A 24484-nucleotide genomic window follows, 5' to 3' on the forward strand; every position below is an offset into this window, starting at 1 on the left:
ATGGACACCCTAGCCGGGTCCCCGCGGAGAGGGCGGTGCCTAGCATGGGATATGGGCACACAGACGCAGGGAACGCTGAGCATCGCACGGATCTATGACGAGGTCCTGGAGGGGCCGTACCGGGTCCTGGTGGACCGGTTGTGGCCCCGGGGTGTCACCAAGGAACGGGCGGCCCTGGATGAGTGGCTCAAGGACATCGCTCCGAGCCCGGGACTCCGGAAGGATTTCGACCACATGGAGTCGCGGTTCGCAGCCTTCGCCGCCGCCTACCGGAGCGAGCTGGACGGGCACCACGAGCCGGTGGAGCATGTCCTGGACCTCCTCCGGTCCGGGACGGACGTGGTGCTGCTGTATGCGGCGAAGGACCGGGACGTGAACCACGCGACGGTGCTGAGGAACTACCTGGAGGGACGCCTCACCGGGTGAGGGGGCCGTCAGTGCTCGGGTGAAGGTCCATCGCCATGACGGTCCGGGCGTCAGCCGTGCCGGGACGATCGTCCTCGCGATGTTCCATGCCGAGCTTCTCCGCCACGCGGCGCGAGGCGAGGTTCTCCGGATGGATGATGGCCACCAGTTCCGGAGCAAGGAGGACCTCGCGGGCGTGGTCCCGGCAGGCGGATGCCGCCTCGGTGGCCAGGCCGTGCCCTTGGAACTCCGGCAGGACGTGATAGCCCACCTCGAGGCGTGGCAGACCGTTGACCCGCTGCCAGGTGAGCCCGCAATCTCCCACGAATCGCCCGTCGCGGTCCTCAAGGATCCAGAGCCCATAGCCGTGTTCGCGATAGTTCCGGCGGTTCCATTCGATCCAGTCCAGTGCCTCGGCACGAGTCTTGGGCCTTGGGTAGAAATGCATGACGTCCGGATCGCCGAGCAGCCGGGCCATGTCATCCACATCGGCCGGCAGCATTTCGCGGAAGAGGAGCCGGGCTGTCTGCTGGGGCGTCATGGATTCACCGTACGGGACGGCGTGGACGGACCTGCGGACGCGCCGACCTGGGAGACTGGCGGTGACTGACCGTCAGAGCGCCGAGGGCGGAGCTGAACTGAAGGAGCGTGCACCGATGGCCTGGCACTGGATCGCGGGGAGCTGGGGCACTCCAGATCACTGGAGTTTCGAGGAGTACACGCCCGCCGCACCCGGCGCCGGCGAAGTGACCATCCGCGTCCACGCCGCCGGGGTCAACCCCGCCGACGCCAAACACGTGGCCGCGCCCCGGCCCGGCATCGGACTGCCCGTGCCGATCGGCTACGAAGTCTCCGGCGAGATCACCGCCGTGGGACCCGGCACGTCCATCGTCACCGGGCCAGTGGCCGTGGGCGACGAGGTCCTCGCGTTCCGCGTCCGCGGAGGCTACGCCACGGAACTGACCGTCCCGGCGGACAAGGTCCTGCTCAAGCCTGCGTCCCTGGCGCACGCGGAGGCGGCGAACCTTCTCCTGGCCGGCACCACCGCTGCCGAGATGCTCGACGCGGCCGGTGCAGCGCCCGGCGAGACGATCCTGGTGCATGCCGCCTCCGGTGCCGTGGGCGCCGTCGTGCTCCAGCTCGCCGCGTTGCGCGGCATCACAGTCATCGGCACCGCCTCACCCGGACGCTTCGACGCGGTGACCCGGTTCGGCGGACACCCCGTGGCGCATGGGCCCGGGCTGCTGGCCCGCGTGCAAGCCACGCTGCGCGAGCTGGGCCGCTCCGGTATCGATGCCGCGCTGGATGCCGCCGGGACCGAGGAGGCCGTGGATGTATCCCTGGAGCTGGTGAAGGACCGGGACCGCATCGTGACCATCGCTGCCCCACGGCGGGCCGCGGGGTACGGATTCCGGGCGCTCGCGGGCACCCGGCCGGACAGTGCCCTGTTCCGCGATGCGGCGCGTGCAGATCTGGTGGCACTCGCAGGCAGGGGACTGCTGCGTGTACCGGTGGCCGCCACGTACCTGCTGGGCAATGCGCGGGAGGCCGTGCGGCATGTGATGCAGGGTCATCCCGGCGGCAAGGTCGTGTTGATCCCCTGAACCCCTGATCTCGTGTGCCCCTGATCTCCTGAAAGCGGCACGCCCGTGCGCCCCTTAAAGTGGTGTCATGACCTCCGCGAACACCACCGTGCCCCGTTCCGCCCTCGTCACCGGAGCCAGCACCGGCATCGGCGAGGCCACTGTCCGCCGGCTCCGTGCGGACGGCTGGACCGTGTTCGCCGTCGCACGCCGTGAAGACCGACTCGCGGCGCTCGCGGAGGAGACCGGCGCCGTCGCACTCACCGCGGATATCGCGGAGGACGACGACGTCGCGCGCCTCCTTGCGATCGTCGGCGAAACAGGCGGCATCGACACCCTCGTCAACGTCGCCGGGGGAGCACGCGGTGCGGACCGCGTGGCCGAGGCGTCTGTGGAGGACTGGGAGTGGATGTTCCGCGTCAACGTTCTGGGCACCCTCAAGCTGACCCGTGCCTTCCTCCCGATGCTCCGGGCCACGGGCCACGGCACCGTCCTGAATGTCACGTCCACCGCCGGCCACGTCGCCTACGAGGGCGGCGCCGGCTACAACGCGGCCAAGTTCGGCCAGGCCGCCCTCAATGACGCCCTGCGCCTGGAAGAGGCCGAGCACAACGTCCGCGTCATCGAGGTGGCACCGGGCCTGGTCCAGACGGAGGAGTTCGCCCTGCGGCGCCTGGGCGATGCGGACGCCGCCGCCAAGGTTTACCAGGGCGTGGAGAGCCCGCTGCTCGCCGAGGACGTCGCGGATCTGATCGCCTACGCGGTCCAGGCGCCGCACCATGTGAACCTGGCGCACGTCACCATCCGCCCGGTGGCCCAGCCCGCAGCCCACAAGCTCCTGCGCGGCCCGCTCGGCTGACTACTCCTTCCCGGGGGCGCCGCTCATCACGCCTGATAGCGAGTTCAGCGAGGAGCGGCGGGCATCGGAGGCGCCCGGGCGCGGGGACCCAGGCCGGGCGCCCATCCGCTAAACTGGACACAAAGCACCGACCCGGCCATCACCGGTGAGCTTCCGGAAGAAAACCCGCACCACGCGTCGTCGTACGCGCCAGCGGGTGAGTAGAACCGGACGGGCGCGCCCGTCACAGCGTCTCAATGAGAGGCCACCGGCCCGCGTGAGCGGGACGGGGGCAAGCGGGGTGGTACCGCGCCACCTGTCCCCAGCGGCAGGGAAGCGTCCTCGCGGTTGCACGCCGTAAACGCCAGGACGCCACAGTGACCATTTACCCCAAGGTCTCCTCCAGCGAGGATCGCACCGTCTCCGCCTCCGTCCGCTTCCCCGAGATCGAGAAGCGCATCCTCAAGTACTGGGATGAGGACGGCACCTTCCAGGCCAGCATCGATCAGCGTGACGCCGGGGTCGATGGGAGCAACGAGTTCGTCTTCTATGACGGCCCGCCCTTCGCCAACGGCCTGCCGCACTACGGCCACCTTCTGACCGGCTACGCCAAGGACCTGGTGGGCCGCTACCAGACCCAGCGCGGCAAGCGTGTGGAGCGCCGCTTCGGCTGGGACACCCACGGCCTGCCCGCCGAGCTGGAGGCCATGAAGCAGCTGGGCATGACGGACAAGACCCAGATCGCCGCCATGGGCATCGACAAGTTCAACGACGCCTGCCGCGCCTCCGTCATGAAGTACGCGGATGAGTGGAAGGACTACGTCCGCGCTCAGGCCCGCTGGGTGGACTTCGAGAACGACTACAAGACGCTCAACGTCGAGTACATGGAATCCGTCATCTGGGCCTTCAAGCAGCTGCATGAGAAGGGTCTGACCTACAACGGCTACCGCGTCCTCCCGTACTGCTGGAAGGATGAGACGCCGCTCTCCAACCATGAGCTGCGCATGGACGACGACGTCTACAAGAACCGTCAGGACCAGACCGTCACGGTCACCTTCCCCATCGTGGCGGGAGAGAACCCGGTCTCCCAGGAGCTGGAAGGCGTCCTGGCCCTCGCCTGGACCACCACGCCCTGGACCCTCCCCACCAACGCCGCGCTCGCCGTCGGCCCTGAGATCCAGTACGCCGTGGTTCCGGTGGGACCGAACGGCGTCAAGGCCTCCGAGGTGCCCGCCGACGCGCGCTTCCTGATCGCCGCGGATCTGCTGGGCGCCTATGCCAAGGATCTGGGCTACGACGACGCCGCTGCCGCCACCGAGGCGGTCACCGCCACCTACACGGGCGCCCAGCTCGAGGGCGTGGGCTACCAGCGCCTCTGGGACGACTTCGCCGATGCGGAGAAGTACGGCACCGAGAACGCCTGGCGCATCCTGGTGGCCGACTACGTCACCACCACCGACGGCACCGGCCTGGTTCACCAGGCCCCCGCCTACGGTGAGGATGACCAGAAGGTCTGTGAAGCCAACGGCATCCCCGTGGTCCTCTCCGTGGATGAGGGCGCCAAGTTCCTCCCGCTGTTCAAGCACGGCGAGCTGGCCGACATCGCCGGCGTCCAGGTCTTCGATGCCAACAAGACCATCACCCAGCACCTCAAGGCCGCCGGCCGTCTGGTCCGCCAGGCCAGCTACGAGCACAGCTACCCGCACTGCTGGCGCTGCCGCACGCCCCTGATCTACCGCGCCGTCTCCTCCTGGTACGTCTCCGTGACCACCTTCAAGGACCGCATGCTGGAGCTGAACCAGGACATCAACTGGATCCCCGGCAACGTCAAGGACGGCCAGTTCGGCAAGTGGCTGGCCAACGCCCGCGACTGGTCCATCTCCCGCAACCGCTTCTGGGGCAGCCCCATCCCGGTGTGGCAGTGCGACGGTGAGGAGTGCGAGCACCGTGAGGTGTACGGCTCCCTGGCCGAGATGCAGGAGGCTTTCGGCCGCCTACCCGTCAACCACGCCGGCGAGACGGACCTGCACCGCCCGTTCATCGACGAGCTCACCCGCGTCCACGAGGGCTGTGGCGGCACGCTGCGCCGTGTGGAGGACGTGCTGGACGTCTGGTTCGACTCAGGCTCCATGCCGTATGGCCAGGTCCACTACCCGTTCGAGAACGAGGACTGGTTCACCACCCACAACCCGGCGGACTTCATCGTCGAGTACATCGGGCAGACCCGCGGCTGGTTCTACATGCTGCACATCCTGTCCACCGCGCTCTTCGACCGCCCGGCCTTCCGCAACGTCATCAGCCACGGCATCGTCCTCGGCTCGGACGGGCAGAAGATGTCCAAGTCCCTGCGCAACTACCCGGACGTCTCCGAGGTCCTGGACCGTGACGGCTCCGACGCCATGCGCTGGTTCCTCATGTCCAGCCCCATCCTGCGCGGCGGCAACCTGATCGTCACCGAGCAGGGCATCCGCGACGGCGTCCGCCAGGTGCTGCTGCCCCTGTGGAACGTCTACAGCTTCTTCACCCTCTACTCCAACACCGCCGGCGGCGGCGCCGGCTACGAGGCGAAGCTCCGTTACGACGGCTACACGGACGAGCTGGACCGCTACCTGCTGGCCAACACGGGTGGGCTCGTGGAGACCGTCAAGGCGTCCCTGGACGCGTACGACATCTCCGACGCCTGCGACGCGCTGCGCGAGTACCTGGACATGCTCACGAATTGGTACGTCCGCCGCAGCCGCCAGCGCTTCTTCGACGAGAACGCCGACGCCTTCGACGCCCTGTACACCGCACTGGAGGCCGTGACCCGGGCCGCCGCCCCGCTCCTGCCGCTCGTAGCGGAGGAGATCTGGCGTGGCCTCACCGGCGGCCGCTCGGTGCACCTGACCGACTACCCCGAGGCCGCCCTCTTCCCGCAGGATGCCGGGCTCGTCGCCGCGATGGACCGCGTCCAGCAGATCTGCTCCACCGGTTCCTCCCTCCGCAAGGCCGCCAAGCTGCGCGTGCGCCTGCCGCTGCAGGAGCTCACCGTAGTGGCGCCCGCCGGAGCGACGCTGGAAGCGTTCGCCGGCGTCGTCGCCGACGAACTCAACGTCCGGAAGGTCCGCGTCCTGGACGCCGAGACCGCGTCCCCGGAGGAGTTCGGCATCGAACAGAAGCTCGTGGTCAACGCCCGGGCCGCCGGCCCGCGCCTGGGTAAGAACGTCCAGACGGTCATCAAGGCGAGCAAATCCGGAGACTGGTCCGTGGACGACGACGGCGTGGTCACCGCGGGCGGTCTGGCGCTCGAGGAGCACGAGTACGTGCTGGAGACCGTGGTCGCCGAGGCGGAGGGCGCCTCCTCGCGTGCAGCGGCTGTGCTGCCGGGCGGCGGCTTCGTGGTCCTGAACACCGAAGTCACCCCGGAACTCGAAGCCGAAGGCGTGGCCCGTGACATGATCCGCGCCATCCAGCAGGCCCGCAAGGACGCCGGTCTGGAGGTCTCGGACCGGATCCGCACGGTGGTGTCCGCCGACGCCGCCACCGTGGCCGCGCTCGGCACCCATGCCGAGCTGGTCAAGGGGGAGACCCTCTCCCTGGAGCTGGAATTGCAGGAGGCCGCCGAGGCGACCGTGACCGTGGAGAAGGTGCAGGCATGAGCGACGAATTCTCGGTGGAAAGCGTCTACGCGGAACTCCTGGGCCGTGCCCCGGAGAACAAGATGGAACCGCGCCTGGCTCCGCTGTTCCGGGCCATGGAGGTCCTGGGGGAGCCGAACAAGGCGTGCCCCATCGTCCACATCACGGGCACGAACGGCAAGACCAGCACCGCCAGGATGATCGAGCGCGGTCTGATGGCCCACGGCCTCACCACCGGCCGGTACACGAGCCCGCACCTGTCCAAGGTGACGGAGCGCATCAGCGTCAACGGTGAGCCCGTGGATGACGCCACCTTCGTGCGGATCTGGGATGAGATCCGCCCGTACCTGGCGATCGTGGACTCCGAGCTGGAGGCCGCGTCCCAGCCGCGCCTGACCTACTTCGAGTGCTTGACCATCCTGGCGTACGCGGTGTTCGCGGACCAGCCGGTGGATGTGGCCGTCATCGAAGTCGGCCTGGGCGGCATCACGGACGCCACCAATGTGGGCGACGGCGCGGTCTCCGTGATCACCCCGATCTCCCTCGACCACACGGATCTGCTGGGCGACACCACGGGGGAGATCGCCGTGGAGAAGGCCGGCATCATCAAGCCGGGCGGCTTCCTGGTGAGCGCGGCCCAGCCGCGCGACGCCGCCCAGGTGCTCCTGGAGAAGGCAAGGGAGCTCGACGTCCCGTTCCGCTTCGAGGGCGTCGAGTTCGGCGTGGACTCGCGCTCCGTGGCCGTCGGCGGACAGCTGGTCACCGTGCAGGGCCTGGCCGGCCGCTACGAGGACCTCTTCGTGCCGCTGCACGGTGCCCACCAGGCGGAGAACGCCGCCGTGGCCGTGGCCGCGCTGGAGGCGTTCTTCGGCGGTGGCGAGCGTGAGCTGGACCGGGACGTCCTCGTGGAGGCCTTCGCCGAGGTGACCTCCCCGGGCCGCCTGGAAGTGGTCCGCACCGCCCCCAGCATCATCGTGGACGCCGCCCACAACCCGGACGGCATCCGCGTCTCTGCCGAGGCGCTCCGGGAGGCGTTCAACTTCAGCAAGCTCGTGGTGGTCCTGGGCGTCCTTCAGGAGAAGGACGCCGAGGAGATCCTCACCCAGCTCAAGGAGTCCCTGGGAGACCTGGCGGAGGAGATCTGCCTGACGCAGTCCACCTCACCACGGGCGATTCCCGCCGCGGAGCTCGCCGAGCTGGCCGTGGACCTCGGCTGGGGCGAGGAGAACGTGCACATCGCGGAGAAACTGGACGACGCCATCGAATGGGCCGTGGAACGCGCCGAGGCCAATGACGACCTGGCCGGTGGCGTGCTCATCACCGGCTCCATCACCGTGGTGGCCGAAGCCCGTGTTCTCCTGCAGGCGAAGGAGGCGTGAGCATGGCGAAACCGACGCGCGCCCAGCGCGAGTGGCGTCCCGGGACCCCCAAGAAGGCACGCTCCGTCAAGACCACGTTCGCTTCCACCGTCCTGGTGCTGGAGGCCTTCGTGATGTTCTTCGCCGCCCTGGTGATCTTCGGGCTGCGCAAGAGCGACCCGATGGCCCCGGTGCTGCTCTGGGTCGGCATCGGGCTGAGTGTGCTGATGATCCTGGCGTGCGCCGTCCTGCGGAAGCCGTGGGGCTACGGCCTGGGCTGGGCCATCCAGCTGCTGCTGATCGCCGCCGGTTTCCTGGAACCGATGATGTTCCTGATCGGCGTGCTGTTCGCCATCGCGTGGTGGTACGGTCTGCGCGCCGGCGGCCGGTTGGACGTGGAGCAGAAGCAGCGGGACGCCGAGCAGGCGCGCTGGGAAGCCGAGCATCCGGACGAAGCCTGAGCCGCCGCGGTACCCCATAGAATCGTTACTGAACCGACCCTCTTCATCTGGAGAACCTGTGAGCACTGAGCGCACCCTTGTCCTCATCAAGCCTGACGGCGTCCGCCGCCAGCTGTCCGGCGCCATTCTGGCCCGCATCGAAGCCAAGGGCTATGTCCTGGCCGAGCTGAAGAAGCTGAGCGCCGGCCGCGAGCTGCTGGAGCAGCACTACGCCGAGCACGAAGGCAAGCCCTTCTACGAGCCGCTGCTGGAGTTCATGCAGTCCGGCCCCGTCGTCGCCGCCATCTTCGAAGGCGAGCGCGTCATCGAGGGCTTCCGCTCCCTGGCCGGCGTCACGGATCCGACGACGGCGGCGCCCGGCACCATCCGCGGCGACTTCGGCCGCGACTGGGGCCTGGCCGTGCAGCAGAATCTGGTGCACGGCTCCGACTCCGTGGAATCCGCCGAGCGCGAGATCGCCATCTGGTTCTGATCGCTTCCCTGAGACCAACTGGTCGGGTCTATCTGTCGTTATGAGGCTCTCATCCCGACAGTTAGACCCGACCAGTTGGCGTTAAGCGAGAGGTCACACGGCCAGCGGCCCCTGAACGAAGCCGGCCAGCCGTTCGATTTCGCGCGCCACGGCAAGGGCCTCGTGGTCGTGGAAGCGCCGGGCGACCACCTGGATACCGATCGGCAGTCCGTGAGCGTCGTGGCCCACGGGGACCGCGACGCTCGGCAGGTCCAGGATGCTCACGGCACGGCAGCTGGATGCCAGCTGGCCCCAGGGGACTTCGGTGCCTTCCACCTCCTCGCTGCTGGTGCCGATGAGCGGTGCCGTGACGCTCGCGACCGGCAGCAGAAGCACCGGGTGACGGTCCAGGAACGCCGTGACAGACGCGAGGACCGCATCACGGCGGAGAGTCGCGTCGAAGAGACTCGCCAGCGCCTCGGCGGCCGTCCGCCCGGAGAGCGAGGATCGGATGGCGCCGAGGTAGCTGAGAATGCCGGGCGTGATCTCCCCGGACCCCGGCTGCGCCTGGGCCGCCTGGACCGCGGCATCCACTTCGGGCAGGCCCTCGGCGTCCCGCAGTTCGATGAAGAGACCGGCCGCCTCGTCGAGCCGGGCCGGCCGTTCCTCCACCACGGACTTCACACTCCCGGCCAGCAGCCCGGCGACCCGGGCCAGCACGGCGACGATGTCGGCGCGCACGGGCACGTTCCCCTCACCCGCGCACCACGCGACGTCGAGCTCATTCAGGCGCACCTCGGACGACGGCGGAACCGCCACCGGGACACACAGGGAGTCGACGCCGTCGGGCCCGGCCATCAGCCGGACAAGGAGCTCGACGTCGGCCACGGTGCGGGCGATGGGTCCCACCGTCATGTGCCGGTGCAGGAAGGACGCGGAGTTGGGCGGGCCGATGGGGCTGGTCACATCGTAGGGGAGTGCGCCGGTGCCGGGCAGGAGCCCGATGCTGGGCCGCATGCTCACCACGCCCGTGCAGTGCGCGGGCCAGCGGATCGACCCGCCGAGGTCCGTCCCGATACCGAAGCTGGAGAGACCTGCGGCGACGGCCGCCGCCTCTCCGCCGGTGGAGCCGCCCGGGGTGCGGTCCAGGTCGAGCGGATTGCGGGTGTCGCCGAAGAGGAGGTTGCCGGCGTGGATGTCGACGGCGAACTCGGAGGTGTTGGTCTTCCCCAGCAGGATGGCGCCCGCCGCGAGGATCCGTTCAACGGTGGGTGCGGTGCTCTCCGGCACGTAGCCGGCCAGGATCGTGGAACCGGCGGTTGCGGGGAGACCCGCGACGGCGAGGGTGTCCTTCACGGTGAACGGCACACCGTGCAGCGGGCCGAGGAGCTCTCCCCGGGCGTGGGCCTCGTCAGCCCGGGCCGCTGCGTCGAGGGCGTCGCGCCGCAGCTCGGACAGTCCGGGGGAGACGATCGCACCGATCCGGCCGTTGAGGCGTTCGATGCGGTCCAGGCGCTCGGTGACAGCCTGGGTGGCCGTGACGGTCCCGTCGCGGAGCGCCTGCGCGAGTTCGACGACGGACAGGTCCTGCAGGGGTTTGGTCGAGGTGGCGGGGTTCATGCTCATTCCTTGTCGAAGTCACGGCGTCAGGCCGGCGCACGTCCATCATGGTCGCGCGCCGGCCCGGGGTTTGTGCGGACCGTTCAGCTTCTCAGCGTGTCCGGTCCCGCGGTTCTGGGCTGCACGACTGCGGTGCTGGCCGGGGAGGCGGTCACCGTGGCCGGGACGGCCTCCAGCTCTTCGACGGTGTCGTCCAGCTCGGAGATCTGCTCCAGGGAGCGCCCGAGGGTCTCCGGACCGAACTTCACGGCGACGGCGGCGATCAGGTACATCGCCACGACCATGCCGAAGATCCCGAATGCTCCGAAGGACTCCAGGACCTTGCCGGCGAACGGCGGGATGATCGAGCCGGCCATGGAGGCGATGAAGACTGAGGCGCCGACGCCGAAGGCACGGACGCGGGTGGGGTACATCTCCGGGGCCCAGACCCAGATGAGGGTGTTCAGGACCATGGACATGAGCTGGAAGAGCGAGCCGAAGAGCAGGACCAGGCCGAGGTTCGGCGACATGACGAAGCCGATGGCGGTGACGACGGCGCCGAGGCAGCCGTAGCCCAGGACGATCTTGCGGCGCCACTGGTGGGCGCCGAAGGCACCGAGGATGGAGCCGATCAGACCTCCGGCGTTGATGACCAGGGTGAAGCCGAGGCTGGTGGCCACGCCGTAGCCTTCCTTGACCAGGATGGACGGCATGAAGATGGTGATGGTGTCCTGCGCGCCGAAGGCCATGAAGGACACGATCCACAGGACCGCCGTGCGGCGGCGGAGGGCGCCGCGGAAGATGTCCAGAAGGCGGACGGACTCCTTGAGCGTGGTGCGGCCTTCCGGCGTCTTGACGAACTCGTGGACCGGGCCGCCGTCATTGCGGAGCCGGCTGCGGGAGAGCAGGCTCAGGACGGTGTTGGCCTCGTGCACCTGGCCGCGGGTCAGCAGGTAGCGGGGGCTTTCCGGCATGTAGCGGCGGTAGACGAAGACCAGGAGGGCCGGCACGGCGAGGACGCCCAGGAGCCAGCGCCAGCTCACATCGTCGCCACCGAACAGCTGTCCGCCCGGTACCAGGATGGCCCAGGAGAGAGCGCTGGAGAGGAAGATCCCGAGGCCTCCGCCGGCCACCTGGACGATCGCGGTGCAGGCGCCGCGGACCTTGGTGGGCACCATCTCGGAGACGATCGTAACGCCGGTGTTGAGCTCGCCGCCCAGGCCGATGCCGACCAGGATGCGTCCGATCACCAGGACAGTGAAGTCCGGGGCGAAGGCACAGACCAGGGCACCGAGCGTGTAGAGAGCCAGGTTGTACAGGTACGTGACCTTGCGGCCCCAGAGATCACCTGCGATGCCTGCCAGCAGACAGCCCGCGGCGACCCCGCCGAAGGTGGCGGTGCTCATGAGACCCACCTGGAGGTCCTGCAGGTGCCAGACCCGCTGGATCGCCGGGGCGGCGTAGCCGATGTTGAACTGCTCGATGGCGTCGAAGATGGTGCCGATCGCCACGAGCAGGATGATGATCTTCTGGGCCTTGCTGAGCCCGATGCGATCCATGGCATCGGCGAGCTGGGAATGCTGCTGCTGAGAAAGTGCGATGTCTTCCGGCGTGAGCTGAGTGCTCAAGGGGAGTCTCCCTTCTGCGGCAGGCCGGGTGGGGGCCACGTGCCTGCATCGTTGGAGGCGAACCGTGCGCCGAGCCGATGTGCTGCAGCGGGCGGTCTTCGCGCCAATGCGTTCCGGGCTCCAGCCGCCGAAGGTGGGGTGCTACTGGAGGGGAGCAGTTGGGATCCCGGATTGGGATCCCAAAATCACCATAGTGTGACGTGGAACACGCGTCAAGGAGGTTCTGAAAAGTCGTCCACAAATTTGTCACAAACATGACAAGAACGCGCGCTCGCGGGAGCGCCCTTGCCGGAAAACGGCAAGGGCCGGTCCCGGGGAATCCCGGACCGGCCCTCAGGAGCACCTGTCGATCACATGGTGGAGGGGAAGAACACGTTGCTGAAGCGGAACAGGATCGAGGCGATGACGCCGAGGTAGAGCAGGGCCACCACTGGCCATGCGAAATCGCCCACGCTCCGGCGCAGCCGTGCCGGTGCCGGGATGACGCCGTGCGCGATGTTGCGCGCGGTGACCCAGACGAACATCGGGATCATCATGGCCCAGACCGCCATGCAGAGCGGGCACAGGATGCCGATCGTGTACAGCGCCTGGGACCAGAGCCAGCACACCAGGGCGAAGCCGAGCGTGACGCCGGTCTGCAGGCCGAGCCAGTACCACCGGTTGAAACGGGCGCCGGCGAACAGTGCCATGGCAGTGGCGACGATGACCGGGAACGCGAAGACCCCGATGAACATGTTGGGGAATCCGAAGAGCTCGGCCTGCCAGGTCTGCATGACCTCGCCGCAGGAGATCCACGGGTTGATGTCGCAGATCGTGGTGTGATGCGGGTCCTTGAGCACGTCCAGCTTCTCGATGACGAGCCACCAGGATGCGGCGAAACCGACGATCCCGGTCACCAGCAGGAGCCAGGCGAAGGGCCGGGGGCGTGTCATCGCCGGCAGACTCTTCTCATCCGGGGGCAGGGTGGAGGCGGCTGCCGCGGCCTTGCTCATGTGTGGGGATTCCTCTCGACGCGGTGATTGCCGTACGGCCCTATGCCGCTGATTGTAACCAGGTGACCTCGGCGGAAACCCGAAAGGCCGGTGCCCCGTGCCGAGGGGCTCCGGCCGATCTTTTGTGGGATGATGGGAGCGGCTGGATCCGGTCCACACCCGGAATCCCGGCCCAGTGTGCAGCCCGCAAGATCCACGTGATGCGTCGGGCGCCCGGAATGGATCGGATGAGTGAGACATCCGCCCGGTGCCCGGTCGCCCTGAAGCCACTGTGGCACCTTGGCCGTAATTCCGTACGGCGGGTTCCCGGCTCCACTGGCCCGCAGCTGGTCGGCAGGCCGCGTTCGCGCGGAGTTCTGCCGCCGGCGGGTAGAGCTGACTTTCGCCGGTGCCCGAGGGTGCCGGCTTCGCGAAACGTCCCGCGTGGGGCCTGGTGTGGAGGCCTCCGGGGGACGGGAATGTTGTTAATAGATGGATACCGAGAACGTCCCGGCCGAGTCAACGCCCGCAGTGGAGGACGCCGCCGCGGCTCCCCGGAAGCCCGCGCGCACGCGCCGTCGGGCTTCCGCCCCGGTCGGTGCCCCCGCCGAAGCCGTCGTCGCAGAGGCCGCGAAGGCCGAGCTGTCCGACGAGGAGAAGAAGGCGCAGCGCGCCGCCAAGGCCGCCGCCACGCGGGCGGCCAACAAGGCCAAGAAGGAAGCGGAGAAGGCTGCGGCCGAAGCCGCGGCCTCCGCCCCGGAGGAGCCGGCGAAGGCCCCCGAGCGCAGGCCGAGCCGCCGCCGGGTGGCCCAGGCCCCTGTTCAGACTCCGGCGCCTGTCGAGATTCCGGCACCGGTGGAGGCTCCCGCACCCGAGGCCGCCGCCGTGCAGCCCGCCAAGACCTCGGAGGCCGGGCCCGCCGCTGCGCAGCAGCCCGAGCGGAGCCGTAAGAGCTCGTCCTCCCGCCGTCGCCGGAAGACGCGCGAGGCGCCTGCGGTGGAAGCCGAGGCTGTCGCCGAGCACGCCGTGGAGGAAGCTCCCGCCCCGGCCGCCCGGCGCCGTCGTGCCAGCAAGTACAAGGCCGCGCCGGTTTCCGAGGAGGCCGTCGTCGAGGCGGCGGAGACCGCCTCCGTGTCCGCCCCGGCCGTAGAATCCCCGGCCGTGGAGGAGACGCCTGAGACTGCGCCCGCCGTGGTGGAGACCGAAGCCGAGGCGACCGCCCCCGAGGCGCCGGCCGTGGAATCACCGGCCGCCGAATCACCGGTTGCCGAATCACCGGCTCAGGGCAGCCTCTTCCTGACTCCCGCGGACGCCACCTCGCTGCTCTTCCACGCCCCGGATCTGACGCGCGCCTTCCAAGCCGAGGATGCCCAGGACGAAGAGGACGACGAGGACGAGGCCGAAGAGAGCGGCGAAGGCGCCGCCAGCCGCTCGCGCCGCCGCCGTCGCGGCCGTTCCCGCGGCCGTGCCGGGGACGCCACCGAGCAGGAGGCCGACGACGACGTCGAGGGTGAGAACGACGGCGTGACGTCCCGCCGCCGTCGTCGCCGTCGCCGCGGCGAGATGGACCTGGAACTCACCGGCGGACTGGATGACGATCCGCCCAACACGGTCACCCGCGTGCGTGCCCCTCGCACTCCCTCCGAGAACGTCTCCAACAAGGTTGCGAGCGTCCGTGGCTCCACCCGTCTGGAGGCCAAGAAGCAGCGCCGCCGCGAGTCCCGTGAGTCGGGCCGCCGCCGTCAGGTCATCACCGAGGCCGAGTTCCTGGCCCGCCGCGAGTCCGTGGACCGCCAGATGGTGGTCCGCCAGAAGGACGACCGCATCCAGATCGCCGTTCTGGAGGACGGCGTGCTCGCCGAGCACTTCGTCTCCAAGACGCAGCAGGACTCCCTGATCGGCAATGTGTACCTGGGCAAGGTCCAGAACGTGCTCCCCAGCATGGAGGCCGCGTTCGTGGACATCGGGCGCGGCCGCAACGCCGTGCTGTACGCGGGTGAAGTCAACTGGGACAACGCGAACCTGGATGGGGCTCCCCGCCGGATCGAGAACGCCCTGAAGTCCGGCGACACCGTCCTGGTGCAGGTCTCCAAGGACCCGATCGGTCACAAGGGCGCACGCCTGACCAGCCAGATCTCCCTGCCGGGCCGCTACCTGGTGTATGTGCCGGGCGGCTCCATGACCGGTATCTCCCGCAAGCTCCCGGACGTGGAGCGCAACCGTCTGAAGAAGATCCTCAAGGACCGCCTGCCGGAGAATGCCGGCGTGATCGTGCGCACCGCAGCCGAGGGTGCGTCCGAGGAGGAGCTGACCAACGACATCAACCGTCTGCGGGCGCTCTGGGAGTCCATCGAGTCCCAGACGAACTCCACCAAGGTGCTGGCCCCCGAACTGCTGTACGGCGAGCCGGACCTGACCATCAAGGTGGTCCGCGACGTCTTCAATGAGGACTTCTCCAAGCTCATCGTCTCCGGCGAGGACGCCTGGGACACCATCGAGGCCTACGTGACGTACGTGGCCCCGGACCTGGTGGGCCGCCTGGAGAAGTGGAGCGGGGAGAAGGACATCTTCTCCGCATGGCGCATCGATGAGCAGCTGCACAAGGCGCTGGACCGCAAGGTCTTCCTGCCCTCCGGCGGCTCCCTGGTGATCGACCGCACCGAGGCCATGACCGTGGTGGACGTCAACACGGGCAAGTTCACGGGCAGTGGCGGCAACCTGGAGGAGACTGTCACCAAGAACAACCTGGAAGCTGCCGAGGAGGTGGTGCGCCAGCTCCGTCTGCGGGACATCGGCGGCATCATCGTCATCGACTTCATCGACATGGTCCTGGAGTCCAACCGGGACCTGGTGCTGCGCCGTCTGGTGGAGTGCCTGGGCCGCGACCGCACCAAGCATCAGGTGGCCGAGGTCACCTCACTGGGCCTGGTCCAGATGACCCGCAAGCGCATGGGCACCGGTCTGCTGGAGGTCTTCGGCGAGCAGTGCGAGGCGTGCGCCGGCCGCGGTGTCATCACGTACGACGAGCCGCTGGAGAATCGCCGCCCGAGCGGCAATCTGGAACACCAGCACGGTGTGCGCCCGGAGAACACCAACCAGCAGAACCCGCGCTCGGAGCGCAAGCGCCGCCGTGGCCGTTCCGGGAACACCCCCGTGGAGGAAGCGGTACCCGCTGCGCCTCAGCCGGCGGAGCCGGAGACCGAGGAGAAGGCCGCGAAGGCGGCCGCCACCCGCGCCGTGTTCGCGAACATCGCCGCAGCCGCGCACGCCGCACACGTGCACGACGACGAGCTGCACGCCGCGCAGGAGGGGGCGGAGCGTCAGGCTGCCGTCTTGACCATCGGCGGCGAAGAGGTCGAGCTGCCGCACGGCTCCGCCGAGGCTCCGGCACCTGCCGTGGCCCCGGCCTTCAGCCTCGACGCCCTGGCCGCGGCTTTCGAGGGACTCGGCGAGCCGGCGGAGGCGGCGTCCGCCGGTCCGGTGACGCCGGAGCTGGCCGCAGCCGAGGCGCCCGCCCTGGCACGGCGCAGCCCGCGCCGCAGCCCGCGCCGCAGCCGTGGTTCCCGCCGTGCGCAGAGTGCGGCCGGCGCCTCCGAGGTGCAGCAGGTCGAGGCGACCGCGGCGGAGGAGACCGGCACCGTGCGCCGCGCCTCCGTCAGCCAGGCGTCCAAGGCCACTGGGCCGAGTGGCGAGGAGCCGCTGGTGCTGGGCGTCGGGGTTCCGGCCTCGGAGCTCTGAGGCCCACCGGGCAGATATGACGGACAGCGCAGGGACGTGGTACATGCCGCGTCCCTGCGCTGTATTACATTGGTGGCACATCCCCCGATTGGAGCTCCCATGACCCGTGTGCCCGCCGCCTCCTCACTTCAGCCCGTTCCCGGCAAGCCCCGGCCCCGGGTGCTCAGCATCGCGGGCTCGGATCCGAGCGGGGGCGCGGGCATCCAGGCCGATCTGAAGAGCATCGCCGCCAACGGCGGATACGGCTTGGCGGTCATCACCGCCCTCACCGCCCAGAACACCCGGGGAGTCACCGGCGTTCACGTTCCGCCCGTGGAGTTCCTGACCCGGCAGCTGGAGGCCATCAGCGCCGATGTGACGGTGGACGCCGTGAAGATCGGCATGCTCGGCAACGCCGAGGTGATCGGTGCGGTGGCCGACTGGCTCGGCGCGCACCGGCCGGCCGTCGTGGTGCTGGACCCGGTCATGGTGGCCAGCAGCGGTGACCGCCTGCTCGACGCCGATGCGGAAGCCGCGCTGGGCCGCCTCATGGCGCTGGCCGACGTCGTCACCCCCAATGTGCCGGAACTCGCGGCGCTGCTGGGTGAAGCCGTGGCCGCGGACTGGGAGTCCGCGCTGGAGCAGGGCAAGCGCCTGGCCGCCGAACACGGCGTGTCCGTCCTGGTCAAGGGCGGTCATCTGGACGGGGACATCAGCTGGGACGCGCTCGTTGATCTGAGCGGCGCGTCGGCCTCGGACGTCACCGTGTTCGAGGCGCCGCGGGTGGACACGGTCAACACGCACGGCACAGGCTGCTCGCTCTCCTCTGCGCTGGCCACCCTCCTGGGTGCAGGTCTGGTCCCCACGGAGGCGGTGGGCGCTGCCAAGGCCTGGCTGCTCGAAGCCATCGCCACCTCCTCCGAACTCGCGGTGGGCGCCGGGCACGGCCCGGTGAACCATTTCCACCACGGTGTCCTGCCGTCCGCGCGTGACGTCGCCGGCTACGCCGCTGATCTGTGGACGACGGCGGCCGGTGACCTCGAGCGGATCTATGAGCTGCCGTTCATCGCCGCCCTCGGCGACGGGAGCCTCGAAGAGGCCGACTTCGCGTACTACCTGGCCCAGGACGCCCTCTACCTGAACACCTATTCCAGGGTGCTCGCCGCGGCCAGTTCCCTGGCGCCCACCGAGGCCGAGCAGGCCTTCTGGGCCAAGGGCGCCCGGGAGTGCCTTGATGTGGAGGCCGAGCTGCACCGCAGCTGGCTGGTGGGCCGTGAGGTGTCCATGGTGCAGGGGCCGGAGACCAAGCAGTACGTGGACCACCTCCTGGCCCGTGCGGGAGAGGGCGACTACGCGGTCCTGGTGGCCGCCATCCTGCCGTGCTACTGGCTTTACGCCGAGGTGGGCGCCGTGCTGTTCCGTGAGTTCGAGCAGGCCGGCGCGCCGGATTCCCACCAGTACGCGATGTGGCTGCGCAGCTACTCCGATCCGGCGTTCGCCGAGGCCACCCGCCAGGCGATCGCCTACACGGCCGAGGCTGCACGGCGGTCCACTCCCGCCCAGTGGACCGCGATGCAGGAGGCGTTCGCCCACTCCTCGCGCTTCGAAGTGGACTTCTTCGACGCGCCCAGCCGCCGTGTTCCGCGAGGACGAGCCTGAGATCCGGTAGACTGGATCGCTGGAAGGCGTCGGTGCGGCATGGCACGCATCGCGGCCTGCGTGCAAGACCGTCATTTGCGGGGTCGGCGCGCACTAGCGTAAGCTAGACCTTCGGTGCTAACGCCACACATGGGTATTGCGGGACGAACCACTTTCGGATTCACCCCGACTCCTTTATTCCGGGTCCTCGTCAGGAACCGGCGGCGCGTAAGGCACAGCTGGAACCACCCCGGGATTCCCCGGTGGGTTCCGCACGCAAACTTAGTAAGAATCGTCGAGAGAAGTGAGTTCCCAAGTGGTGTACGCGATTGTCCGCGCCGGCGGCCGTCAAGAAAAGGTCTCGGTTGGAGACTTCGTAACCCTGAACCGCGTCGCCGGTGAAGTGGGTAGCACCATCGAGCTGCCTGCCCTCCTGCTGGTGGATGGTGACAAGCTCACCACCAAGGCTGCCGACCTTGCCAACGTCAAGGTGACCGCCGAGATCCTGGAAGACCTGCGCGGCAAGAAGATCGTCATCCAGAAGTACAAGAACAAGACCGGTTACAAGAAGCGCCAGGGTCACCGTCAGGAACTGACCCGCGTCAAGATCACCGGCATCAAGTAAGACCCTTCGCGGGATTACTTCTACCAAGAAGGCAGGCATAAAGCATGGCACACAAGAAGGGTGCGAGTTCCACTCGCAACGGTCGTGATTCCAACCCTCAGTTCCTGGGCGTGAAGCGCTTCGGTGGTCAGGTCGTCTCCGCTGGTGAGATCCTGGTCCGTCAGCGTGGCACCCACTTCCACCCCGGCAACGGTGTCGGCCGTGGCAAGGACGACACCCTGTTCGCCCTGACCGCCGGTGCTGTCGAGTTCGGCACCCGCCGTGGCCGCCGCGTGGTGAACGTGGTCGGCGCTGCAGCTGAGTGATTTCAGCAGCATCCAGTCTGAAGGGGCGGGCCTGAGGCCCGCCCCTTCGGCGTTTAACACCGGTCCCGGCATTCCGGGACCATAGAATCTTTCCTGGGCACCGCGCACTCCGCGACCCGGGGCCGCCACGGCACGTGGCGTATCAGACCGACAAGAGGAGAACCCAGTGGCGAGCTTCGTGGACCGTGTGGTCCTGCACGTCTCCGGCGGCAATGGCGGGCACGGCTGTGTGTCCGTCAAACGGGAGAAGTTCAAGCCACTGGGTGGACCCGATGGTGGCAATGGCGGCAACGGCGGCGATGTGATCCTGCGCGTGGACACCCAGGTCACCACGCTCCTCGAGTATCACCACTCACCGCACCGTCACGCCGGCAACGGCGGCCCGGGCATGGGCGACTGGCGCGGTGGCAAGGCGGGGGAGACGCTGGTGCTCTCCGTTCCGGAAGGCACCGTGGTCAAGGACCGTGACGGCAACGTCGTGGCCGACCTGGTGGAGCCGGGCACCGAGTACGTCGCCGCGGCCGGCGGCCAGGGCGGCCTGGGCAACTCGGCGCTCGCCTCGGCACGCCGCAAGGCGCCCGGCTTCGCACTCCTGGGCATCGAGGGGGAGCAGCGGGACATCATCCTGGAGCTGAAGTCCATCGCCGACGTCGCACTGGTGGGCTTCCCGTCCGCCGGTAAGTCCAGCCTGATCGCCGCCATGTCCGCGGCACGGCCGAAGATCGCCGACTACCCGTTCACCACCCTGGTGCCGAACCTGGGCGTGGTCCAGGCGGGCGACGTGCGCTTCACCATCGCCGACGTGCCGGGACTCATCGAGGGCGCCAGCGAAGGCAAGGGCCTCGGACACAACTTCCTGCGCCACGTGGAACGCTGCGCGGCGATCGTGCACGTGCTGGACTGCGGCTCCCTGGAAAGTGACCGGGACCCCCTGAGCGATCTGGCCATCATCGAGGGCGAGCTGGACCGTTACGCCGTGGACATGGCCTACGGCGACGGTGAAGTGGTCCCGCTCAATGAACGTCCCCGGATCATCGCCCTGAACAAGGTGGACCTGCCGGACGGCAAGGACATGGCCGAGTTCGTACGCCCCGATCTGGAGGAGCGCGGTTACCGGGTCTTCGAAGTGTCCGCCACGAGTCACGAGGGCCTGCGGACTCTCGGCTTCGCCATGGCGGAGATCGTGCAGGAGGCCCGCGACCGGATCGCCGTGGCCCCGCCGAAGGTGGCTCCCGTGGTGCTCCGCCCGAGGGCCGTCAATGAGACCGGTTTCATCATCCGCCGTGAAGAGCGCAATCTGGAACCGCTCTTCCGGGTGCTGGGCGAGAAGCCGGAGCGCTGGGTCAAGCAGACCGACTTCGAGAACGAGGAGGCCATCGGCTACCTCGCGGACCGCCTGAACAAGCTGGGCGTGGAGACCGAACTCTTCAAGATGGGCGCCAAGCCGGGCGACACCGTGGTGATCGGCGACGACGGCGGCGTGGTGTTCGACTGGGAGCCCACCATGGCGGCGGGCGCCGAGCTCCTGGCCTCCCCGCGCGGCACGGACATCCGCATCGCGGACACCGGCGCACGCCCCACCCGTGCCCAGAAGCGCGAGGAGCAGCAGGAGCGGCGCGACGCCAAGGCGGCCGCCCGTGCCGAGCTTGAGGCCGAGCGCAAGGCCGGCGTGTGGACGGAGTCCGCGCAGGCACGCCACCAGGAGAAGCTGGGCGCCGTGGAGCGTGACTTCGGAGCCTGGGGCGACGAGGACGAGGAGTGAGCCTGGATCTTGCGACCGCTGCGGGGCGGGAAGCCCTGCGGGACGCCAAGCGCGTGGTGGTCAAGGTGGGCTCCTCCTCCTTGACGAGCATCAAGGGCGGGATCTCTGAGAAAGCCGTCCTGGCTCTCGTGACGGCCCTGGCGGAGCGGCGCAATGCGGGCACCGAGGTCATCCTGGTGTCCTCCGGCGCCATCGCGGCAGGCCTGGCACCGCTGGGCCTGGCCCGCCGGCCGAAGGACCTCGCCACCCAGCAGGCGGCCGCCAGCGTGGGCCAGGGACGGCTCATGTCCCGCTACACGCAGGCGTTCTCGGCGCACGGCATCACGGTCAGCCAGGTGCTCCTCACCGCGGAAGACCTGGTCCGGCGCACCCAGCACGCCAACGCCTTCCGCGCCCTGGACCGGCTGCTCAACCTCGGCGTCGTGCCGATCGTCAATGAGAACGACACGGTCGCCACGCATGAGATCCGCTTCGGCGACAACGACCGCCTGGCCGCCCTCGTGGCGCACCTGGTGCGGGCGGACGCCCTGTTGCTGCTCTCCGACGTCGACTCCGTGTACGACGGCCCTCCGAAGGACGGTGCCAAGCGCATCTCCGAGGTACGGCACACCGGTGACCTGGACGGCGTCGTCGTCGGCAGTGCCGGGAAGGCCGGCGTGGGCACCGGTGGCATGGCCACCAAGGTGCAGGCGGCGAGCATCGCGGCCGGTTCCGGGATTCCCGCGCTCGTGACGTCGACGGCCAACGCCTCGCAGGCGCTCCGCGGTGAGGATGTCGGCACCTGGTTCGCGGTGCAGGGCGACCGCAAGCCGATCCGGCTGCTGTGGCTGGCGCATCTGGCCACCGCGCGCGGTGAACTGGTGCTCGACGCCGGCGCCGTGCGCGCCGTGACGGAGAACCACCGCTCGCTGCTGCCGGCCGGCATCACGGACGTCCGCGGTGACTTCGAGCCGGGCGACCCGGTGGAGCTCCTCGGCCCGGACGGTGCCGTGGTGGCGCGTGGCCTGGTCAATTACGCGGCACATGAGCTGCCGCGCATGCTGGGCCGTTCCACCAAGGAGCTGGCGCGTGAGCTGGGTCACGAGTATGAACGTGAAGTGATTCATGTTGACGACCTGGTTGTCCTGGACCGGATGCCGCTGGCCTAAACTTGTGTCATGACTGACACCGCCATCTCCACCGGCCTGCCCGGCGACGGCGTGGACGACGTCGAGCGCGCCGTCCACGCGATCGCCGATCGGGCACGTCTGGCCTCCCGCCGGATCGCCCGGGCGCACCGCTCCCGCAAGGATGAAGGGCTGCGAGCCATTGCCGCGGCCCTGGTGGAGCACGCCCCACGCATTCTGGCCGCCAACGCCAAGGATGTGGAACGCGGCCGGGAGAACGGCACGTCCAAGGCCATGCTGGACCGGCTCAGCCTGAGCCCGGTCCGCATCCAGGGCCTGGCCGACGCCCTGGAGAACCTGGCGTCCCAGCCCGATCCCGTGGGCACCGTAGTCCGCGGCCAGACCCTGCCGAACGGCTTGCGCCTGCGCCAGGTGAGCGTCCCCATGGGCGTGGTGGCGGCCATCTACGAGGCCCGTCCCAATGTGACCGTGGACATCGCGGGCCTGGCGCTGAAGGCCGGGAATGCCGTGATCCTGCGCGGCGGCTCCGCGGCCCAGGTGACGAATGAGACGCTCGTGGAGATCCTCCGTGACGCGCTGGATTCCGTGGGCCTGCCGGCCGAGGCCGTTCAGACCGTGGACGCTTACGGCCGGGCCGGCGCGAACGTCCTGATGAAGGCCCGCGGCCGGGTGGACGTGCTGATCCCGCGCGGCGGGCGCGAGCTCATCCAGACCGTGGTGCAGAACTCCTCCGTTCCCGTCATCGAGACCGGTGAGGGCAACGTCCACATCTACATCGACGAGTCCGCGTCCGAGGACATGGCCGTGGAGATCCTCCTCAATGCCAAGACTCAGCGCCCCAGCGTGTGCAACACGGTGGAGACACTCCTGGTGAACTCGCGCTCCAGCGTGCTGCCCGCCGTCGCGCGCGCCCTGAGGGAAGCCGGCGTGCGGCTGCACGTGGACGGCCGTGTCGCCGCGCTCCTGCCCCCGGGCGAGGATGTGCTGGCCGCCACCGACGAGGACTGGGCCACCGAGTACATGGACCTGGACCTGGCTGTCGGCATGGTGGACAGCATGGATGAGGCCCTGGAGCACATCCGCACCTGGAGCACCGGCCACACGGAGGCCATCCTGACCAACGATCTGGGCAATGCGGAGAAGTTCATCGCGGAGATCGACTCGGCAGCGGTGATCGTCAACGCCTCCACGCGTTTCACGGACGGCGGCGAATTCGGGCTCGGTGCCGAGGTTGGCATCTCCACGCAGAAGTTGCACGCCCGAGGCCCCATGGGCCTGGGGGAGCTGACCACCACCAAGTGGATCGTCCAGGGCGAGGGCCAGACCCGAGCCTGAGCCGCGCTCCGTGGCGTGCTGCATGCCGTGGGGGAGCGAAACAGACTAGGATTACAGGAAGTCACGACGGGCGGTCCGCCGCCCGTCACCGGAGCGATCCGGGCACGAACACTCTGAAGGGAACACCATGTTGGCTCAGCTGGCCACCACCGTCATCCACGTCAGCGCGGAGGCCGCCGAAGCGCCCGCCCCGCTGATCGCACCGCCCTTCGTGATCGGTGGGTCCATGTTCGCCCTCCTGCTCGTGCTGCTCTTCGTGTGCCTGTCCTTCATGAGCCTGGGCAACCGTCACGAGGCCGTGGAGGAGCACGCGGACCCGCACCGCCAGCACACCAACAAGCACGATCACGGCCAGGCTGAGCCTCAGGGTCACTGAGATTCAGTCCTCCGGCCAGGAGCCGCGCCGTCACCGTCTGGGAGTGATGGGCGGCACCTTCGATCCGATCCACCACGGACACTTGGTGGCCGCCAGTGAGGTGGCCGCCAAGTTCCATTTGGACGAAGTCGTCTTCGTCCCCACCGGCGAGCCGTGGCAGAAGGCCAAGCGGCGGGTCAGCACCGCCGAGCACCGCTATCTGATGACCGTGATCGCCACGGCCTCCAACCCGCGTTTCTCGGTCAGCCGTGTGGACATCGACCGCCCCGGTCCCACCTACACGATCGACACGCTGCGGGATCTGCACACTGAGCGTCCCGGCTCTGACCTCTTCTTCATCACAGGCGCGGACGCCATGGAGCAGATCGTCTCCTGGAAGGATTCCGAGGAGCTCTGGGACCTGGCGCACTTCGTGGGCGTCACCCGTCCGGGTCATGAGCTCACCGACCTGGGCCGGGACGGCGTCAGCCTGCTGGAGGTGCCGGCCCTGGCGATCTCCTCGACCGACTGCCGGGACCGTGTGGCCGATGGCAATCCCGTCTGGTACCTCGTGCCGGACGGCGTGGTGCAGTACATTGCCAAGTACGGCCTGTACGACCGGGATGAACCTCCGACGCCGCCGGGGAACCTCGCAGGGGTCTCGCGCGTTGGCCCTCGAGACAAGCAATAGTCGATAGAGAGCTTTCAG

General features: G+C 68.9%; 20 protein-coding genes. 16 read left to right on the forward strand and 4 right to left on the reverse strand.

Annotated features, from left to right (window positions below; all coding sequences use genetic code 11):
* Window positions 1–51 precede the first annotated feature (51 nt).
* Window positions 52–426: a DUF488 domain-containing protein gene (locus tag Q9R02_RS00630; RefSeq protein WP_305994704.1), complete on the forward strand. Its 375-nt coding sequence runs from the start codon at window positions 52–54 to the stop codon at window positions 424–426.
* Here Q9R02_RS00630 and Q9R02_RS00635 read toward each other — a convergent pair.
* The gene (locus Q9R02_RS00635) at window positions 416–946 is read right to left on the reverse strand and encodes a GNAT family N-acetyltransferase (RefSeq protein ID WP_305994705.1); all 531 of its coding nucleotides are present in this window, start codon (window positions 944–946) and stop codon (window positions 416–418) included. The two genes, Q9R02_RS00630 and Q9R02_RS00635, sit on opposite strands and share 11 nt — an antisense overlap.
* A 115-nt stretch (window positions 947–1061) precedes the next feature.
* Between Q9R02_RS00635 and Q9R02_RS00640 the strand changes: the two genes are divergently transcribed.
* The 6 genes from Q9R02_RS00640 to ndk all read left to right on the forward strand — a co-directional run bounded on the left by Q9R02_RS00640 (window position 1062) and on the right by ndk (window position 8734).
* Window positions 1062–2009, forward strand: coding sequence for an NADP-dependent oxidoreductase (locus tag Q9R02_RS00640; RefSeq protein ID WP_425279205.1), 948 nt, complete (start codon window positions 1062–1064; stop codon window positions 2007–2009).
* A gap of 67 nt (window positions 2010–2076) precedes the next feature.
* Entirely contained in the window at window positions 2077–2847 is a 771-nt protein-coding gene (locus Q9R02_RS00645) for an SDR family oxidoreductase (RefSeq protein WP_305994707.1), read from the forward strand.
* Between the two features lie 356 nt (window positions 2848–3203).
* Window positions 3204–6464: an isoleucine--tRNA ligase gene (gene ileS / locus Q9R02_RS00650; RefSeq protein WP_305994708.1), complete on the forward strand. Its 3261-nt coding sequence runs from the start codon at window positions 3204–3206 to the stop codon at window positions 6462–6464.
* On the forward strand, window positions 6461–7822 hold the full coding sequence (locus tag Q9R02_RS00655) for a bifunctional folylpolyglutamate synthase/dihydrofolate synthase (RefSeq protein WP_305994709.1): 1362 nt from the start codon (window positions 6461–6463) through the stop codon (window positions 7820–7822). Before ileS ends, Q9R02_RS00655 begins: the two co-directional genes overlap by 4 nt.
* A 2-nt stretch (window positions 7823–7824) precedes the next feature.
* Complete coding sequence (locus Q9R02_RS00660; protein ID WP_305994710.1) at window positions 7825–8262, forward strand: DUF4233 domain-containing protein; 438 nt, start codon at window positions 7825–7827, stop codon at window positions 8260–8262.
* A gap of 58 nt (window positions 8263–8320) precedes the next feature.
* A complete protein-coding gene (gene ndk, locus Q9R02_RS00665; protein WP_305994711.1) occupies window positions 8321–8734 on the forward strand; it encodes a nucleoside-diphosphate kinase in 414 nt (137 codons plus the stop codon).
* A gap of 93 nt (window positions 8735–8827) precedes the next feature.
* On the opposite strand, the gene Q9R02_RS00670 is transcribed toward ndk, so the two are convergent.
* From Q9R02_RS00670 to Q9R02_RS00680, 3 genes are all read right to left on the reverse strand, one after another.
* On the reverse strand, window positions 8828–10333 hold the full coding sequence (locus Q9R02_RS00670) for an amidase (RefSeq protein ID WP_305994712.1): 1506 nt from the start codon (window positions 10331–10333) through the stop codon (window positions 8828–8830).
* Between the two features lie 83 nt (window positions 10334–10416).
* On the reverse strand, window positions 10417–11940 hold the full coding sequence (locus Q9R02_RS00675; RefSeq protein WP_305994713.1) for an MFS transporter: 1524 nt from the start codon (window positions 11938–11940) through the stop codon (window positions 10417–10419).
* A 350-nt stretch (window positions 11941–12290) separates the two neighbouring features.
* Window positions 12291–12932: a vitamin K epoxide reductase family protein gene (locus Q9R02_RS00680; RefSeq protein ID WP_305994714.1), complete on the reverse strand. Its 642-nt coding sequence runs from the start codon at window positions 12930–12932 to the stop codon at window positions 12291–12293.
* Window positions 12933–13403: 471 nt separating this feature from the next.
* Between Q9R02_RS00680 and Q9R02_RS00685 the strand changes: the two genes are divergently transcribed.
* The 9 genes from Q9R02_RS00685 (at window position 13404) to nadD (ending at window position 24466) form a co-directional block, all read left to right on the forward strand.
* Window positions 13404–16649, forward strand: a complete 3246-nt coding sequence (locus Q9R02_RS00685; protein WP_305994715.1) for an Rne/Rng family ribonuclease — start codon at window positions 13404–13406, stop codon at window positions 16647–16649.
* Window positions 16650–16748: 99 nt separating this feature from the next.
* Complete coding sequence (thiD, locus tag Q9R02_RS00690; RefSeq protein ID WP_305994716.1) at window positions 16749–18287, forward strand: bifunctional hydroxymethylpyrimidine kinase/phosphomethylpyrimidine kinase; 1539 nt, start codon at window positions 16749–16751, stop codon at window positions 18285–18287.
* A 295-nt stretch (window positions 18288–18582) separates the two neighbouring features.
* Complete coding sequence (rplU, locus tag Q9R02_RS00695) at window positions 18583–18891, forward strand: 50S ribosomal protein L21 (RefSeq protein ID WP_305995304.1); 309 nt, start codon at window positions 18583–18585, stop codon at window positions 18889–18891.
* Window positions 18892–18935: 44 nt separating this feature from the next.
* Window positions 18936–19196 (forward strand): 50S ribosomal protein L27, encoded by a 261-nt coding sequence (rpmA, locus tag Q9R02_RS00700; RefSeq protein WP_305994717.1) that lies wholly within the window; start codon window positions 18936–18938, stop codon window positions 19194–19196.
* A 166-nt stretch (window positions 19197–19362) separates the two neighbouring features.
* Window positions 19363–20958: a GTPase ObgE gene (gene obgE / locus Q9R02_RS00705; RefSeq protein WP_305994718.1), complete on the forward strand. Its 1596-nt coding sequence runs from the start codon at window positions 19363–19365 to the stop codon at window positions 20956–20958.
* 2 nt (window positions 20959–20960) lie between these two features.
* Window positions 20961–22106, forward strand: a complete 1146-nt coding sequence (gene proB / locus Q9R02_RS00710; protein WP_425279206.1) for a glutamate 5-kinase — start codon at window positions 20961–20963, stop codon at window positions 22104–22106.
* 9 nt (window positions 22107–22115) lie between these two features.
* A complete protein-coding gene (locus tag Q9R02_RS00715) occupies window positions 22116–23420 on the forward strand; it encodes a glutamate-5-semialdehyde dehydrogenase (protein WP_305994720.1) in 1305 nt (434 codons plus the stop codon).
* 127 nt (window positions 23421–23547) lie between these two features.
* Window positions 23548–23796 (forward strand): hypothetical protein, encoded by a 249-nt coding sequence (locus Q9R02_RS00720; RefSeq protein ID WP_305994721.1) that lies wholly within the window; start codon window positions 23548–23550, stop codon window positions 23794–23796.
* A 1-nt stretch (window position 23797) separates the two neighbouring features.
* Window positions 23798–24466, forward strand: a complete 669-nt coding sequence (gene nadD, locus Q9R02_RS00725) for a nicotinate-nucleotide adenylyltransferase (protein ID WP_305995305.1) — start codon at window positions 23798–23800, stop codon at window positions 24464–24466.
* Window positions 24467–24484 lie beyond the last annotated feature (18 nt).

Source organism: Arthrobacter horti, assembly GCF_030731045.1.
GTDB lineage: Bacteria > Actinomycetota > Actinomycetes > Actinomycetales > Micrococcaceae > Arthrobacter_E > Arthrobacter_E nanjingensis.